The sequence below is a fragment of the Streptomyces sp. NPDC097595 genome, assembly GCF_044761525.1.
GTDB classification, from domain to species: Bacteria; Actinomycetota; Actinomycetes; order Streptomycetales; family Streptomycetaceae; genus Streptomyces; species Streptomyces drozdowiczii_A.
In genome coordinates this window covers 145,763-161,563 of record NZ_JBIWCN010000018.1, presented here as the reverse complement: position 1 = coordinate 161,563, position 15,801 = coordinate 145,763, and the positions used below count along the sequence as shown (strand labels likewise).

The 15,801-nt window shown below is 72.2% G+C and carries 15 protein-coding genes; 8 read left to right on the top strand and 7 right to left on the bottom strand.

What is annotated here, in order from left to right:
• Window positions 1–34 precede the first annotated feature (34 nt).
• From ACIQZN_RS26095 to ACIQZN_RS26075, 5 genes are all read left to right on the top strand, one after another.
• Entirely contained in the window at window positions 35–1,936 is a 1,902-nt protein-coding gene (locus tag ACIQZN_RS26095) for a peptidoglycan binding domain-containing protein (protein ID WP_403998531.1), read from the top strand.
• A gap of 208 nt (window positions 1,937–2,144) precedes the next feature.
• Window positions 2,145–3,080: an ABC transporter ATP-binding protein gene (locus ACIQZN_RS26090; RefSeq protein WP_403998458.1), complete on the top strand. Its 936-nt coding sequence runs from the start codon at window positions 2,145–2,147 to the stop codon at window positions 3,078–3,080.
• Complete coding sequence (locus ACIQZN_RS26085) at window positions 3,077–3,817, top strand: ABC transporter permease (protein WP_391259193.1); 741 nt, start codon at window positions 3,077–3,079, stop codon at window positions 3,815–3,817. The genes ACIQZN_RS26090 and ACIQZN_RS26085 overlap by 4 nt, the downstream gene beginning before the upstream one ends.
• Window positions 3,814–4,992 carry a sensor histidine kinase gene (locus ACIQZN_RS26080; RefSeq protein WP_403998455.1) on the top strand — a complete coding sequence of 393 codons (1,179 nt, stop codon included), beginning with the start codon at window positions 3,814–3,816 and terminating at the stop codon, window positions 4,990–4,992. Before ACIQZN_RS26085 ends, ACIQZN_RS26080 begins: the two co-directional genes overlap by 4 nt.
• Entirely contained in the window at window positions 4,989–5,600 is a 612-nt protein-coding gene (locus ACIQZN_RS26075) for a response regulator transcription factor (protein ID WP_403998452.1), read from the top strand. The genes ACIQZN_RS26080 and ACIQZN_RS26075 overlap by 4 nt, the downstream gene beginning before the upstream one ends.
• Window positions 5,601–5,679: 79 nt before the next feature.
• Here the strand turns inward: ACIQZN_RS26075 and ACIQZN_RS26070 are convergent, their stop codons facing one another.
• Entirely contained in the window at window positions 5,680–6,609 is a 930-nt protein-coding gene (locus tag ACIQZN_RS26070) for an SDR family oxidoreductase (protein ID WP_403998449.1), read from the bottom strand.
• A 125-nt stretch (window positions 6,610–6,734) separates the two neighbouring features.
• Here ACIQZN_RS26070 and ACIQZN_RS26065 point away from each other — a divergent pair, with 125 nt between their 5' ends.
• Window positions 6,735–7,307 carry a TetR/AcrR family transcriptional regulator gene (locus tag ACIQZN_RS26065; protein ID WP_403998446.1) on the top strand — a complete coding sequence of 191 codons (573 nt, stop codon included), beginning with the start codon at window positions 6,735–6,737 and terminating at the stop codon, window positions 7,305–7,307.
• 88 nt (window positions 7,308–7,395) lie between these two features.
• Here the strand turns inward: ACIQZN_RS26065 and ACIQZN_RS26060 are convergent, their stop codons facing one another.
• A complete protein-coding gene (locus tag ACIQZN_RS26060; RefSeq protein ID WP_403998443.1) occupies window positions 7,396–9,210 on the bottom strand; it encodes a coagulation factor 5/8 type domain-containing protein in 1,815 nt (604 codons plus the stop codon).
• Window positions 9,211–9,507: 297 nt separating this feature from the next.
• Between ACIQZN_RS26060 and ACIQZN_RS26055 the strand changes: the two genes are divergently transcribed.
• Window positions 9,508–10,140, top strand: a complete 633-nt coding sequence (locus tag ACIQZN_RS26055; protein WP_403998441.1) for a class I SAM-dependent DNA methyltransferase — start codon at window positions 9,508–9,510, stop codon at window positions 10,138–10,140.
• A 58-nt stretch (window positions 10,141–10,198) separates the two neighbouring features.
• Here the strand turns inward: ACIQZN_RS26055 and ACIQZN_RS26050 are convergent, their stop codons facing one another.
• Together ACIQZN_RS26050 and ACIQZN_RS26045 are read right to left on the bottom strand one after the other, a co-directional pair.
• Window positions 10,199–10,741, bottom strand: a complete 543-nt coding sequence (locus ACIQZN_RS26050) for a TetR/AcrR family transcriptional regulator (protein ID WP_018105467.1) — start codon at window positions 10,739–10,741, stop codon at window positions 10,199–10,201.
• 19 nt (window positions 10,742–10,760) lie between these two features.
• Window positions 10,761–11,339: a sugar O-acetyltransferase gene (locus tag ACIQZN_RS26045; protein ID WP_403998438.1), complete on the bottom strand. Its 579-nt coding sequence runs from the start codon at window positions 11,337–11,339 to the stop codon at window positions 10,761–10,763.
• A gap of 114 nt (window positions 11,340–11,453) precedes the next feature.
• Here ACIQZN_RS26045 and ACIQZN_RS26040 point away from each other — a divergent pair, with 114 nt between their 5' ends.
• Window positions 11,454–12,674: an MFS transporter gene (locus tag ACIQZN_RS26040; protein WP_403998435.1), complete on the top strand. Its 1,221-nt coding sequence runs from the start codon at window positions 11,454–11,456 to the stop codon at window positions 12,672–12,674.
• Here the strand turns inward: ACIQZN_RS26040 and thrS are convergent.
• From thrS to ACIQZN_RS26025, 3 genes are all read right to left on the bottom strand, one after another.
• On the bottom strand, window positions 12,671–13,948 hold the full coding sequence (gene thrS, locus ACIQZN_RS26035; protein ID WP_403998432.1) for a threonine--tRNA ligase: 1,278 nt from the start codon (window positions 13,946–13,948) through the stop codon (window positions 12,671–12,673). The genes ACIQZN_RS26040 and thrS overlap by 4 nt on opposite strands.
• Before the next feature lie 176 nt (window positions 13,949–14,124).
• Window positions 14,125–14,832 carry a class F sortase gene (locus ACIQZN_RS26030; protein ID WP_403998429.1) on the bottom strand — a complete coding sequence of 236 codons (708 nt, stop codon included), beginning with the start codon at window positions 14,830–14,832 and terminating at the stop codon, window positions 14,125–14,127.
• A gap of 123 nt (window positions 14,833–14,955) precedes the next feature.
• On the bottom strand, window positions 14,956–15,735 hold the full coding sequence (locus ACIQZN_RS26025) for a hypothetical protein (RefSeq protein WP_403998426.1): 780 nt from the start codon (window positions 15,733–15,735) through the stop codon (window positions 14,956–14,958).
• Between the last annotated feature and the right edge of the window lie 66 nt (window positions 15,736–15,801).

The following is a 15,801-nucleotide window of genomic DNA, read 5'->3' as shown; positions in this document are numbered from 1 at the left end:
GCGCCCCATCCCGCCTGTTGTCATGCGTACGCCCATGAGCGACGCCGAGGGCGAGGGCGAGCGCACCGGCTCGACCCCGCGCCCGGGCGCGTCCGCGCCGGGCGGTGCACCGCAGACGCCCCAGGCACCGGCCGCGGACGCCGGCGAGGACACGGGACCGGCGGAGTCCGAGAAGCCGGCCAAGGAGAAGAGCGGCAGCGACTGGTTCGCCCCGCGCAAGCCTCCGGCGGCCGCGAAGCCGACGACGGGCGGCGGCCCCGGCGACACGGACGGCGCGGGATTCGCGGCGCCGGCTGCGGGTGGGCCGGGTGCTCCGGCTGGGCCCGGTGGCCCGGGCGGTGCTGGTGGTCCTGGCGGTGCTGGTGTTACGGGTGGGCCTGGCGGCCCCGGTGGTCCTGGTGTTACGGGTGGGCCCGGCGGCCCCGTTGGTGCCGGCGGTCCTGCTGGTCCCGGCGGTCCCGGCCGTGTCTCCCCGCCCTCCGGTCCCCGTACCGACCTGCCGTACTTCTCGGACGGGCCGCAGCGCGACTTCCCGGAGGGCCCCGGTGACGGCCCGGGCGGCCCGCGTTCCACCCCCGACCTGGGCGTCCGTACCCCCGGCCCGGCCGGCCCCACCACGGGCCCGGCCGCCGGCACCTCGCCGCTCACCCCGAACCTCGACGGCCCCGGCCCCTTCCCGCCGGGCCCCGGTCCGCTGAACACGGGCGGCCCCGGGCAGGGCGGCGTGCCGCCGCGTATGTCCGACGACACCGCCGTCCTCACCCCGCAGTTCGCCCCGCCCCCGGGCGGCCCCGGCGGCAACGTCTCGGGTGACACGCTGAACAGCGGCATCCTCGTCGTGCCCGGCGGCCGGAACGTCCCGGGCGACCCGATGGGCACCGGCCCCGGTGGACCCGGTGGGCCCGGTGGACCGGGCGGCCCCGGAAGCGCGGCGCCGAAGCCGGCCGCCGCCGCGGCCAAGCCCGCGCCGAAGCCCGCGCCCGCCAAGAAGGGCCGCTCGAAGCTGGTCCTGCTCGGTGTGGCGGTCGTCTGCCTGCTCGGTGTCGCGTACGGCGCCGGACTCCTGATGAACCACTCCGACGTACCCAAGGGCACCACGGTCCTCGGCGTCGACATCGGCGGCGGCACGAAGGAGGACGGCGTCGAGAAGCTGGACGCCGCGCTCGCCAAGCGTGCCGCGAGCCCGCTCAAGCTGACCGTGGACGGCAAGGAGACGGAGCTCGCCCCGGACAAGGCCGGGCTCTCCCTGGACAGTCAGGCCACCGTGCGCGCCGCGGCCGGCAGCGACTACAACCCGGTCTCCGTCATCGGCTCGCTCTTCGGCGGCGAGCGGACCGTCGAGCCGGTCTTCCCGGTGGACGAGGAGAAGCTGGGCGTCGCGCTCCAGGACCTGGCCGGCGGCTCGGGCACCGCGAAGGACGGCACCGTCAAGTTCGAGCCGGGCAAGGCCGTCGCCGTACCGGGCAAGGCCGGCAAGGCGATCGACGTCAACAAGTCGATGGGCTCCGTCCGGGACGCCTACCGCGCCCAGGTCGAGACCGGCACCGCCAGGGCCGTCCAACTGCCCGTCGTCACCAAGGAACCCACCATCAGCCAGGCCGAACTGGACCGGGCGATGAAGGAGTTCGCGGAGCCCGCGATGTCCGGCCTGATCACCATCCGGGCCGGTGGCAAGGAGATCCCGTTCGGCCCGGCGAAGTCGCTGCCGCAGATCCTGTCGATGAAGGCGGTCGACGGGAAGCTGGTCGACGTCTACGACAAGGAAGCGATCGACCGGCTCTGCGCCGGTGTCTTCGACGGCATCATGATCACCAAGGGCGACGGCAAGAAGCACCAGCTGAGCGCGGACGACGTGGCCTTCGCCATGAAGGGCGCGCTGATGGGGAAGACCCCGGCCGAGCGCACGGTCACCATCGACCTCGACGGCAACGGCTGACCCGCCCCGCACCCCGTGCTCCCGCCCCCGACCGGACCCCGGCCGGGGGCGGCGGCGTAAACGGGTGAAAACGGACCCGGGGCGAGGCGGCGGCTTCCCCGCGCCCCGTCCCCGTACACCCGTCATCCCCGGCACATGACATCTGTCATCCCGGATCCACGACCGCTGACCCTGCCGCGCGCACCCCTCGTTCCGCCAGGCTGGACGCATGACAACGACAGCCACCGGAGCGACCGCGACGAGGACCGCGGTGGTCAGCTTCGACCAGGTCAGCAAGGTCTACGGGGACGTACGCGCCGTCGACGGGCTCACCCTCGACCTGCATCCCGGCGAGACCGTGGCCCTCCTCGGCCCCAACGGCGCCGGCAAGTCCTCCACCCTCGACCTCCTCCTCGGCCTGCGCACCGCCGACTCGGGCACGGTCAGCCTCTTCGGCACGACCCCGCAGGAGGCCATCAAGGCCGGCCGGGTCGGCGCCATGCTCCAGAGCGGCGGCCTGATGGAGGACGTCACCGTCGAGGAACTGGTCCGGCTGGCCTGCGATCTGCACCCGCGCCCCCACCCGGTCGGCGAGGTGCTGGCCCGGGCGGGCATCGCGTCGATCGCCGGCCGGATGGTCAACAAGCTCTCCGGCGGCCAGGAGCAGCGCGTACGGTTCGCGCTCGCCACCGCCGGCGCCAACGACCTCATCGTCCTGGACGAGCCTACGACCGGCATGGACGTCACCGCCCGCCAGGCGTTCTGGGCCACCATGCGCGAGCAGGCCGAGCAGGGCCGTACCGTCCTGTTCGCCACTCACTACCTGGAAGAGGCCGACGCGATCGCCGACCGCGTCCTGGTCCTGCACAAGGGCCGCCTCCTCGCCGACGGCACCGCAGCCGAGATCAAGGCGAAGGCCGGGGCGCGCAGGATCTCCTTCGAGCTGGAGGGCGCGATCGACCAGTCGGCCCTGCGCGCACTGCCGTTCCTCGCCTCGCTCGACGTCAACGGCCGGCGGGTGCGCATCCAGTCCCACAACGCCGACGCGACCGTGCACGCGGTCTACGGCCTCGGCCTCTACCCGCGCGAGCTGGAAGTCGCCGGACTCGGCCTGGAGCAGGCCTTCGTCGCCATCACCGAGGCCGAGGAGGCCAAGACCGCATGAACACCCTCATCCGGCTCGAAGTCACCCGGACTCTGCGGAACAAGAAGTTCATGTTCTTCTCGGTCATCTACCCGTCGGTGATCTACCTGCTGATCTCCGGCACCCAGAACGACACCGACAAGATCCCGCACACAAATCTCACCCTCCAGTCCTTCTTCATGGTCTCCATGGCCTCCTTCGGTGCGCTGACCGCCGTCCTCATGGGCAACAGCGAGCGCATCGCCAAGGAGCGCGAGAAGGGCTGGGTGCGTCAACTGCGGCTGACCGCGCTGCCCGGCCGGGGTTACGTCCTGGCGAAGATCGCCAGCGCCGCCATGGTCACCCTGCCGTGCATCGTCGTGGTCTTCCTCGTCGCCGCCTCGGTCAAACACGTCCGCTTCGACCTCTGGCAGTGGTTCGCGCTGACCGGCGTCATCTGGGCCGGCTCCCTGGTCTTCGCCGCGCTCGGCGTCGCCATCGGCTACGTCGCCAGCGGTGACGCGGTCCGCCCGATCACGATGATCATCTACTTCGGCCTCTCCATCCTCGGCGGCCTCTGGATGCCCAGCGCGACCTTCCCGCAGTGGCTCCAGAACATCTCCGAGTGGCTTCCCACGCACGCGTACGCTGCACTCGGCCAGGCCGTCGAAATGGGCGGCGCACCGCACGCCAAGGACGTCGCCGTCCTCTGTGCCTACTTCCTGCTCTTCGCGGGCGGCGCGGCCTGGCTCTACCGGAAGGACACGTTGAAGGCGTGAACGAGGACGAGACGTCCGTGGGGATCGGGAGCCCACCGGAGCACCGCAGGCAGATGAGGCTCAAGGCCCTGTGGATCGGGATCTGGCTGGCCTTCATGAGTGCGCCGGTCAAGGACCTCCTGGACGGCCACCACACGCCCTGGGCCACCGCGCTGGGCACCTTCGGTCTCCTGGTGTTCGTCGGCAGCTATCTGATCCTGGTCTACCGGCACACGTCGAAGGCGCTCGACCCGGTCCGGGTCCGCTCCGCGATCGCCTTCCTCGGCACCCTGGCCGTCGTGCTGTCCCTGACGCTGGGCACCCCGTGGCTGGTCCTGTTCGTGTACGTCTCCGTCTCCGTCGGCGCCACCCTGCCCCTGTCGATCGCCCGCTGGCTGATTCCGGTCGTCACCGCTGTCCTGATCGCCATCGGCCTGACCGGCGAACACCCCAGGGAGATCACCACCGCGCTGGCCTTCCCGGCTCTGCTCGGCGGATTCGCGATGACCGGCATCCGGCAGATGATCCGCACCACGATCCAGCTGCGGGAGGCCCGGGCCACCGTCGCGCAGCTCGCCGCCAACGAGGAGCGCCTGCGCCTCGCCCGCGACCTGCACGACCTGCTCGGCCACTCCCTCTCGCTGATCACCCTCAAGAGCGAGCTGGCCGGCCGGATGCTCCCCGACCGGCCCGAGCTGGCGGCCGCCCAGGTCGCGGACATCGAACAGGTCAGCCGCCAGGCCCTGGTGGACGTACGCAGTGCTGTCACCGGATACCGCCGGCCGACCCTCCCCGGCGAACTGGCCGGAGCCCGCACCGCGCTGGCCGCCGCCGGAGTCGACGCCGACATCCCGGCGGACGTCCCCGACGGGCTGCCCGAGAAGGCGGAGGAGGTGCTCGCCTGGGGGCTGCGGGAAGCGGTCACCAATGTCGTACGCCACAGTGGTGCGCGCCGCTGCACGGTGACCCTGACGCCCCGCCAGACGCTGGACGGGCGGGTGCTCGAACTGACCGTCGCCGACGACGGCCGGGGCGCCGCCGGGACCACGCCCGGCAACGGCCTCACCGGGCTCACCGAACGCCTCGCCTCCGTGGACGGCACCCTCACGACCCGGGCCACCCAGCCCCGTTCCGGCAAAGGCTTCACCATGGTCCTCAGCGTTCCGTTCGAATCCGGCCTAGGATCCGCGGAATGAGCATGATCAGACTTCTCCTCGCGGAGGACCAGTCCATGGTGCGCGAGGCCCTGGCGGCGCTCCTGGGCCTGGAACCGGACATCGAGGTGGTCGCCCAGGTCGCCCGGGGCGACGAGGTCCTGGCGGCGGCCCGGGAACACGGCATCGACGTCGCCCTCCTGGACATCGAGATGCCCGGCATGACCGGGATCGAGGCGACGGCCCGGCTCCGCGAGGCCCTGCCGGACGTGAAGGTCGTGGTCGTCACGACCTTCGGCCGGCCCGGCTATCTGCGCCGCGCCATGGAGTCGGGCGCCGACGCCTTCCTGGTCAAGGACGCCCCCGCGTCCCAGCTCGCCGAAGCGGTACGCAAGGTGCTCGCCGGCGAACGCGTCATCGACCCCGGCCTCGCGGCCGCCGCCCTCGCCGACGGCGCGAACCCGCTCACCGACCGCGAACGCGAGGTCCTGCGCACCGCCGCGGACGGCTCGACCAACGCGGAGATCGCCGCCTCCCTCCACCTCTCCCAGGGCACCGTCCGCAACTACCTCTCCACGGCCATCCAGAAACTGGCCGCCCGCAACCGCGCCGAGGCGGTCCGCATGGCCCGGGAGAAGGGCTGGCTGTAGGCGCGCCGGTTCGGGCGAAGGCACTCTGCCGTGGCGCGCGGTGCACCGCCGCGACCAGTGAGGGCGGTGGGGTGACGCGTTACGCGGCCGGCGTGCCGAAGTAGTGCCCCTCGTCCAGGTCCTGGATGAGCCCGGGCTCGGCCGGCTTCCAGCCGAAGCGTTCGCGGGTCAGGGCGCTGGAGGCGGGGGAGTCGAGGCTCACCATGCCGCCCAGCCAGGTGAAGTGGGCGGCCGCGTCCTCGGGGGCGACGGAGGCCGCGGGGACGCCGAGGTGGCGGCCGATGGTCTCGGCGACGGACCGCAGCGCGACGCCCTCCTCGGCCGCCGCGTGCAGCGTGGAGCCGGCGGGGGCCTGCTCCAGGGCCAGCCGGAACAGGTGCGCGGCGTCCGCGCGGTGGGCGGCCGGCCAGCGCTGGGAGCCGTCGCCGACGTAGCCGGAGACGCCCTTGGCGCGGGCGGTGGCGACGAGGGCGGCCATGAAGCCCTGGTCCCCGTCGCCGTGGACCGTCGGGGGCAGCCGGACGACGGACGAGCGGACGTTCCGGGAGGCGAGGGCGATCGTCGCCCGCGCGTTGTCCTGGCGGCCGCCCGGGCCCCCGGCGGGCGCGCCCGGGGCGGCGCTCTGTCCGTCCTCCTCGGTCGCGACCCGGCCGGGGGCCAGCCCGAGGAGCCCGGACGCGATGACGAAGGGCTTGCCGGAGCCGGCCAGCGCGTCCCCGAAGGCGTCGATGGCCTTCCGGTCCGCGTCGGTGGCGCCCTGGAAGTCCCCGGAGAACGCGATGTCGTGCTTGAACGCGAGGTGGACGACCCCGTCCGTCTCGGCGGCGGCCTCGCGCAGCACGTCCAGGTCGTCCAGCGACCCGCGCCGCACCTCGGCCCCGGCGGCCGCCAGCGCCTCGGCCGAGGCGTCCGAACGGGCGAGCCCGACGACCTGGTGACCTGCCCCGATGAGCTCGGGGACGACAGCGGAACCGATCCACCCGGACGCACCGGTGATGAATACACGCATGAGGAAACCTCCTGGAACAGGCTGACGATCCGGGCGGGCGGGAAACGCGGCCGGACCCCCGATGTCAGCGACTGTCATCAAGCCTACCTCTGATGTCAGTGACTGTCATCCCATAGACTCGCCGTATGGGTCGATGGGAGCCGAACGCGCGCGGCAGGCTGGAACAGGCCGCCATGGAGCTCTACGGCGAGCGCGGTTACGAGCAGACGACGGTGACCGAGATCGCCAAGCGGGCCGGCCTCACGGAACGCACGTTCTTCCGGCACTACGCCGACAAGCGCGAGGTGCTGTTCGCGGGCTCCGCCCTGCTCAGGGAACGCCTGGTGAGCGGCCTGGAAGGGGCTCCTCCGTCAGCGCCCCCGATCGACGCGGTGGCGGCGGCGCTCCAGGCGGCCGCGAGCGTGTTCGACGAGCGGCGCGAGCAGGCCCGGCAGCGGCAGCGCGTCATCACGGCCAACGCGGAACTCCAGGAGCGTGAGCTGGTCAAGCTCGCCTCGCTCGCCACGGCGCTGCGGGAGGCCCTGCGGGCACGCGGCGTCAGTGAACCGGCGGCGAGTCTGGCGGCCGAGGCGGGGATCGCCGTCTTCAAGGTCGCCTTCGAGCGCTGGATCGACACCACCGGGGTGCGCGGCATGGGCGCGTTCATCCTGGAGGGTCTCGCCGGACTCGAGTCCCTGATGGCGGGCGGCCGCCCCTGACGCGACGACGCCCGCCCCGTCGCGAGCGGCGGGGCGGGCGTTCCCACTCAGGGCTCCGGCGAGCGGAGTTCCGTACCTGCTGACGGTCTTACGGGAACGACACCACCTGCGACGGGACGGTGTCCGTACCCGAGGTCGGCGAACCCGTGTCGTTGATGACGTGGTTGTACTGCCCCTGGCCGCCGAGCGAGACGACGATCAGGTCGTGGAACTTCACGCCGTCCTTGACCGGGGCCTCGAAGCCGTGGTCCTGGCGGATGCTCGGGTCGACGTTGTAGTAGCAGTAACTGCCGAGCCCCCAGCCCTCGTGCGTGTTGACCGAGTCGTCCACCTTGTAGGCCGCGAAGCCCTTGACGTCACCGTTCTGCACGGCGTCCTGGTTCGGCGCGTCGTACGACTTCTCGTTCTGGAAGAAGATCGTCTTGCCGTTCTCGCCGGACCAGCGGACGTCGTACTTGTTGAAGTGCTCCACGAACAGCCCGGTGGCCAGGACGTTGTCGCCGTTGACCTGGAGGCCGTAGTCGGAGCGGTTGGTCTCCCAGCCGATGCCCTCGCCGTGGTCGGCGCGCCACAGCCAGGTGTGGTCGATGATCGTGTCGTTGCTGTTGATCACCATGCCCGTGGTCGCCTTGCCGGCACCCGCGCCGCCGACCCGGACGAACACGTCCTGGACGCTGGTCGGATTGTCCGCGTGGCTCGCGGACGCGCCCTCGGGGCCGACCTCGACCAGCGATTCGCTGTTGGTGGTGCCGGCGTCGATGAGCAGCCCGGCCAGCTTCACGCCGTCCACGTCACCGACCTTGAGGGCGGTGACCCCGTTGTCCGGGATGATCGTCGCCAGGCCGAGGCCCAGCACGACCGTGTTCGCGCGGTCGATGTTGATCGTCTGGTCGACGTGGTAGATCCCGGGCGTGAACAGCAGGTGCAGGCCCTGGTCCACCGCCGCGTTGATCGTCTCCGCGCTCGCGCCCGGCTTCACCACGTAGAACTGGTCGAGCGGGATGGACTCGCCCTGCGGGGTGCCGTTGCCCCAGGAGACCCCGCGCGCGTTGGTGCGCTTGGCCGGGACGAACACCTTGTAGTCGTCGCCGTCCAGGTAGAGGAACGGCTTCTCGCGCGAGACCGGGGTGTTCTCGAGTGTGGTGTACGGCGGTTCGGGGAAGCTCTGCGCCGGAGCGCCCTCGACGCCCGAGAACGTCATGTTCCAGACGCCGTTGCCCCAGCTGCCGATGGAGCTGTCGCGGGTGTACCACTGCTGCTGCGAGTACGGTCCGACCTGGCCGTCGATCTTGCTGTCGGCGATGTACCCGCCGCTCGCCCAGCCGTACCCGTCGGGCGCGAGGTTGAGGCCGCCCTTGACGTGCATCCGGCGGAACGGCGCGGCCTGCGAGACCGCCCAGCGGTCGGTGCCGCTGACCGGGTTCAGTGCCAGGTTCTCGGCCGAACGCCAGAAGTTCTGCGTGGCGTTGCCGTTGAACCAGCCCGCGTCCACGGTGACATCACCGTTGAACGTGGTGTCGTCGGGGTTCAGCCCGAGACCGGCGATCGAGGTGTAGAAGCCGATCTGCGCGTTGATGTTGTCGTACGTGCCCGGCTTGAACAGCAGCGCGTAGCGGCCGTCGCCGAACTGGGCCGACTCCTGCTTCTTGAAGACATCGTCGACCTTGGCCTGGATGTCCGGCGTCGACGGGTCGAACACCATGACGTTGGGCCCGAGATCGCCACCGCCCTCGACGGCCTGCGCGTCCTGCCCGAAGGCGGTCTGCGCCGTGGGGACGGCCATGAGCAGCGACACGGCGAACGCGGCGAACCCGAAGGCCCTGCCCCGGCGCTTGCGTCGGGATGGTGCGGTGGAGGTGGATGTGGGGGGTGTTGTGGGGGCTTCCGTGGGGGGAAGGTGCATGGACGTACGTCTCCTGGGTCTTGGTGCGGGTGACGCGACGAACGGTCCGGTGAACGCCGAGAGAGCGCTCTCCGGTGGGTGTTGATGCTTCCGCCGTTACCCGGGACACGTCAAGAGGTGTGCATCGGAAGCCTTGCCCCAACCGGGCTGTGCGCAACAAATAATGTCTGCCGCACGGCAATTGACCCGCTCTGTGGTCAGTTCGGCGCGGTCTTGGGTTCAGGAGCTGACGGTGACCGCCCGGGAGCGCGGGGTACCCGGCGCCGGGCGGCGCAACCACCCCGTAGGCTCGCGCGAATGACCGGACTCGACGCGACCCGTGGCTATTACGACACCGTTGCCGAGGACTACGCCTCGCGCGTTCCCGGCCTCTTCGCCGAGGATGTGCCCGGGCGCGCTCTGATCGGTGCGTTCGCGGAGGAGGTCCGCACGGACGGCGGACTCCCCGTCGCCGATCTCGGCTGCGGGCCGGGCCATGTGACGGCCCATCTGGCCGGTCTCGGGCTGAGTGTCCACGGCATCGACGTGTCCCCGCGCATGGTGGACATCGCCCGGCGCCGCCACCCGGATCTGCGCTTCGGGACCGGCTCGATGGACGCGCTCGGGCTGCCGGAGGACGGTCTCGGCGGAATCGTCGCCTGGTGGTCGATCCTGCACACGCCGCCGGACCGGCTCCCGGCCCTCTTCGCTGAGTTCCGCCGCGTTCTGGCCCCTGGCGGCCGACTGCTGCTGGGATTCCACGCCGGGGACGGGGAGCCGTACATCTCGGAGAAGCGTGCCGGTGGATTCGCGTACGCCATCCATCTGCTGTCGCCCGACCGGGTTGTCGGACAACTGGAGGAGGCCGGGTTCGCCCTCACCGCCCGGCTGACGACGCCGGGCGCGAGGTGGCCCCAGGTCTGCCTGCTGGCCCGGGCGGCCGACGCGTGAGAGGTGACCTGGCCGGCACCTTGGTCAGGTGGGGTGCCGGCCAGGAGCTGGGGGCGCGTCAGGCGCGCGTGATGCGGGCGATGGCCTCGACGGTCAGGGCACGGTCGTGCGGTTCGGTTTCCAGCGCGCGATGGATGGAAAGGCCCTCGATCAGCGCGTCGAGCTGACGGGCCGTCGCCGGGTCGAAGTGCCACTCCAGGGCGACCCGGCTGCGGCGCATCCACTCGCGGGTCAGCTCGCGGTAGGCGGGCTTGCGGGCGGCGAGGGTGTACAGCTCGTGCGTGAGGACCAGTTCGCGCTGGTTGCCGCCGGACAGATGGTGCACCAGATCGGCGACCGCCTCCCGGGCCTCGTCCTGCGTGGTGGCGGCGCCCAGCCGCTCCTCGAAGACGGCGACGATACCGCTGGAGAAGCGGGTGAACGCCTCCCGCAGCAGCTCGTCCATACCGGCGAAGTGGTACGTCATCGAGCCGAGCGGCACCCCGGCGCGCGCGGCGACCTTGCGGTGCGAGGTCCCGGCGACCCCCTCGGCCGCGATCAGGTCGAGCGCGGCGGTGATGATGCGCTCCCGCCGCTCGGGGTCGTTCCGTCCGGTCGCCACCTGGGTCCCTGTCTCTCGTCTAGATCGAACGGATCACCCGGGCCGGATTGCCCACGGCGACCACGTTGGCGGGGATGTCCTTGGTGACGACGGCTCCCGCGCCGATGACGCTGTTGTCCCCGATGGTCACACCGGCCAGCACGATCGCCCCGCCGCCGAGCCAGACATTGTCGCCGATCGTGATGGGCCGCGCCGCCTCCAGCTTGTCGCGGCGGGGCTCCGGCTCCACCGGATGCGTGGGCGTGAGCAGCTGGACGTTCGGCCCGATCTGGCAGTCGCGGCCGATCGTGATCGGCGCGACGTCCAGCGCGGTCAGGTTGTAGTTGATGAACGTGTCCTCGCCGACCGTGATGTACGAGCCGTAGTCGACGTACAGCGGCGGCCGGATGTGCGCCCCCGCGCCGAGGCCGCCGAGGAGTTCGGCGACGACCGGCTGCGCGGCGTCCGGGTCCTCGCTGTAGGCGGCGAGATAGCGGGCGGCCAGCCGCACGGCCCGCTTCTGGGCCTCGACGATCTGCGGGTCGTCCGCGATGTACAGGTCTCCGGCGAGCATCCGCTCGTGGTTCGTGCGCGGATCGCCCGCGAAGTAGTCCGTCATGGGTACGAGCGTACACTCCAGGCGTACGATCGTACGCTCGTGGCGCCCGTCATCTTTCCGGGCGCCGCTCCTCCCACCGCCACCCTTTCCGACCGTCTGACGAGGCCCCGCTGTATGGATGCCGCCACACGCCGCTGGCGTGCCGCACTGTTCCTCTTCATGCTCGCCGCCGGTACCGGCATGGCCTCCTGGGTCGCGCGCACCCCGGCCGTCCGGGACGGGCTCGACGTGTCCACCGGCACGATGGGCCTGGTGCTGTTCGGGCTCTCCACCGGTTCCATGGCCGGTGTCATGGCGTCCGGGCCGCTGGTGCGGCGCCACGGGGGCCGGACGACGATCCTCGGCGGGGTCGCCCTGATCGTCGCCGGGCTGCTGGTCGTCGCCGCCGGCACCGCCCTCTCGCTCGCCGCCGTGGTCTTCGCGGGGCTGGCCCTGTTCGGCGGTGGGATGGGGATGAGCGAGGTGGCGTTCAACATCGAGGGCGCCGCCGTCGAGAGCGCCATCGGCCGGCCCGTCCTGCCGGTGCTGCACGGCTGCTTCAGCCTGGGCACCGTCGTCGGGGCGCTCCTCGGCATGGCGCTGACGGCGGCCGCGTTCCCCGTCGGCCGGCATCTGACACTCGTCGCGGTACTGATCGCCGCGGCCGGTGCGCGGGCGGTCCTCGCCATCCCGCCCGGCACCGGCAAGGAGGACGCACCGGCCGCCGGCTCCGGGCAGGGCGGCCTCCGAGGCCAGCTGCACGTATGGCGCGACCGCCAGCTCGTCCTCATCGGCGTGATCGTGCTGGCCATGGCCTTCGCGGAGGGCGCCGCCAACGACTGGCTGCCGCTGCTCATGGTCGACGGGTACGACGTGAGCCCCACGGAGGGCTCGCTGACCTTCCTGGTCTTCGCCGCCTCGATGACCCTGGGCCGGCTCGCCGGCGGCCCCTTCCTGGAGCGGTTCGGCCGGGCGCTGGTCGTCCGGATCAGCGGCCTGACCGCCGCACTGGGCCTGGCGGTGGTCATCGTCGCCCCGAGCCCCCTGATGGCGGGCGCAGCCACGGTGCTGTGGGGGCTCGGCGCCTCGCTCGGCTTCCCGGTCACGGTGTCCGCCGCGGGCGACCATCCGACGGACGCCGCCACCCGGGTGGCCGCGGTCTCCACGGCGGGCTACGGCGCCTTCCTGGTCGGCCCGCCCGCCCTCGGCTTCCTCGCCGACCACATCGGCCTGCGCCTCACGATGACCGTGGTCCTGGCCCTGGTGGCCCTGGCGGCGACGCTGGCCGGGGCGCTGGGCCCCGGGCGGGAGGGGGGCGACGCACCGAGGGCGGAGGCGGCGCCGGACGCGGCCTAGCTGTATTGACCCTCCGCCTCCCCGTCCCACAGCGCGGTGCTGTGCGCGGCGGTCAGCGCGGCGATCCGGGACAGCGCGTCGCCGGCCGGCATGGGGGCGAGCCGGCGGCCGTCGCGCAGGCGGAGGGCGACCAGCCCGTCGGCCGCCTCCGCCGCGCCGATCACCACCTGGTACGGCACCAGCCGGGCCTCGCGGATCCGGGCGCCCAGGCTGCCGCGCCCATGGCCGCTGATCTCCGCGCGCAGCCCCAGTTCGGCGCACCGTGCGGCCAGCGCCTCCGCGTCCGGGAGTTCGGCGTCGGACACCGGCAGGACGGCCAGCTGTTTCGGGGCGAGCCAGGCCGGGAAGGCGCCGCCGTGCTGCTCGATGAGGTGGGCCACGGCCCGCTCGACGCTGCCGATGATGCTCCGGTGCACCATGACGGGGCGGTGCTTCGCCCCGTCCTCCCCGATGTAGTGGAGGTCGAAGCGCTCCGGCTGGTGGAAGTCGACCTGCACGGTGGACAGGGTGAACTCGCGTCCCGCCGCGTCCTCGACCTGGACGTCGATCTTCGGCCCGTAGAACGCGGCCTCGCCCTCCGCCGCCTCGTACGGCAGCCCCGACGCCTCCAGCACCTCGGTCAGCAGCGCGGTCGAACGCCGCCACAGCTCCGGCGCCGCGACGTACTTGCCGCCCGGCCCCGGCAGCGAGAGCCGGAAGCGGGCGGCGCGGATGCCCAGTGCCCCGTACGCCCGGAGGATCATGTCGAGCGCGCCGCGCGCCTCGCCGGCGACCTGTTCCACGGTGCAGAAGATGTGCGCGTCGTTCAGCTGGATGGAGCGCACCCGGGTCAGCCCGCCGAGCACCCCGGACAGCTCCGCGCGGTACATCCCGCCCAGCTCCGCCATCCGCAGCGGCAGTTCGCGGTAGCTGTGCGCCCGGGAGCGGTAGATCACCGCGTGGTGCGGGCACAGGCTGGGCCGCAGCACCAGCTGCTGCCCCTCACCCAGGTCCATCGGCGGGAACATGTCGTCGCTGTAGTGCGCCCAGTGCCCCGAGCGCTCGTACAGCTCCCGTTTGCCGAGCACCGGCGAGTACACATGGCGGTAGCCCGCCCGCCGCTCGGCGCCCCGGACGTACTCCTCCAGGGTGTGCCGCAGCTCCGCCCCGTCCGGCAGCCAGTAGGGGAGCCCCGCGCCGATCAGCGGGTCGGTGTCGAACAGCTCCAGCTCGCGGCCGAGTCTGCGGTGGTCTGCATGGCGGTCTCCTCGCGTGGGAAGGGCGAGCGACCCCACGCGAAAGCCCCGGGGCACTCGCCCCGGGGCTTTCGGACTGGTCATCAGTCAGCGCGCCGGGACACTCTCCGGCGTCGTCGTGTTCATGGCGGCACGCTGCATGGTTCCGAAGCTAACAGCGCCCCGCGCCCGCCCGCATCCGGTTTTCCCGCCCGTACGCGGGGGAAGGCCGCCGCTCACCCCTTCTTCACCGAGTCCAGGTGTGCGAAGACCACGACGTTGTCCTCGTAGTCCTTGGCCTTCCGGTCGTAGTTGCCGCCGCAGGTGATCAGCCGCAGCTGCGCGTCCGGGGTGTCGGCGTACACCTTGTCGTCCGGGAAGTCCGCCTTCTTGAACGTCTCCACCGTGTCCACGGCGAACGTGGCCACCGTGCCGTCGGCGCGGGTGATGTCGACGGTCGCCCCGGGTTTCAGGAACTGCAGCTGGAGGAAGACGGCCGGACCGGTCGTGGTGTCCACATGGCCCGCCACGATCGACGCCCCCCGTTCACCGGGCGTCGCACCGTCCTTGAACCAGCCGACCAGGTTCTTGTCGTTCGGCGGCGGTGCGTCCAGCCGGCCCGAAGAACCGATGGAGAGCGGGGTGAACGGCGCGTCCACCGCGATCGCCGGGATCCGCAGCCGCGTCGGCACCGAGCGGGGCAGCGCGGGGGACTCGCTCGGAGCGGCCTCGGCGGATGTCGCGGCCGACGGGGACGCGGCGGCGGACGCGGCCGCCGAGGGTGGGGCGGGAGCCTTGTCGTCGACCGGCGAACCGATGGAGTGGTAGATCAGGGTCATGCCGAGACCGGCCGTCGCGAGGGGCCAGAACAGGGCCCGGCCGAGCGAGCCGGTGCGGGACGCGGCCCCGGGGGAGGGGGTTTCGGTGGTCTGCGGGGCGGCCATGGAGAACGTGCCTTTCGTCCGTACGGGGGCGGTACGAGTGGGGAGGACCGGGGAAAACGCGGGCGCCGCGGCCGCCGGCCCCGGAGGGACGGCGACCGCGACGACAGAGGGCCCGCGGGCCGGTCAGGCCATCGCACCGCCGGACGCCTGACGACGGCGGAGCCGGTACGCGGCCACGCCGGCGCCACCGAGGAGCAGCAGCGAACCGGCCGCCAGACCGCTGCCGGTCATCGCCATCGCACCGCCACCGGTGTGCATGCCGCCGCTGGGCTTGTCCTTCTTCCAGCCCTCGTCCTCGGACTTCGACGCGGAGCCGGACTTGTCGCTCTCGTCGTTGCCGGGCTGCCACTCCTTGGCGACCGTGTTGGCGAGGGCGCCGCCGCCGGTGTGGACGCCGCCGTGCGGCTTGTCCTCGTCGTCCTTGCTGTACTTGCCGCCCTCGTCGTTGCCGGGCTGCCACTCCTTGGCGAGGGTGTTCGCCAGCGCGCCGCCGCCCGTGTGGACGCCGCCGTGCGGCTTCTCCTTGTCGTCCTTGCTGTACTTGCCACCCTCGTCACCGGGCTCCCAGCCCTCGGCGACCGACTTGGCGAGGGCGCCGCCGCCGGTGTGGACGCCGCCGTGCGGCTTGTCCTCGTCGTCCTTGCTGTACTTGCCGCCCTCGTCGCCCGGCTGCCACTCCTTGGTGACGGTCTTCGACAGCGCGCCGCCGCCGGTGTGCATGCCGCCGTGCGGCTTGTCCTTGCTCCAGTCGCCGTCGGACTTGCCGTGCTCTTCGTGCTCGGAGGCGGACGAACCGCCGTGGTCCTGGTCGGCGGCGACGGTCATCGCGTAGGCCGAGGGAGAGGTGATGGTGAGGACCGCCGTGGCGGCGGCCGCTGCGAACAGGGTGCGGGCAGAGCGCATCTGTACACATTTCCTTTCGTCGCCCCTGCGAGGAGTGACGACGTGTCGACTCCTGGTGACGCAGTG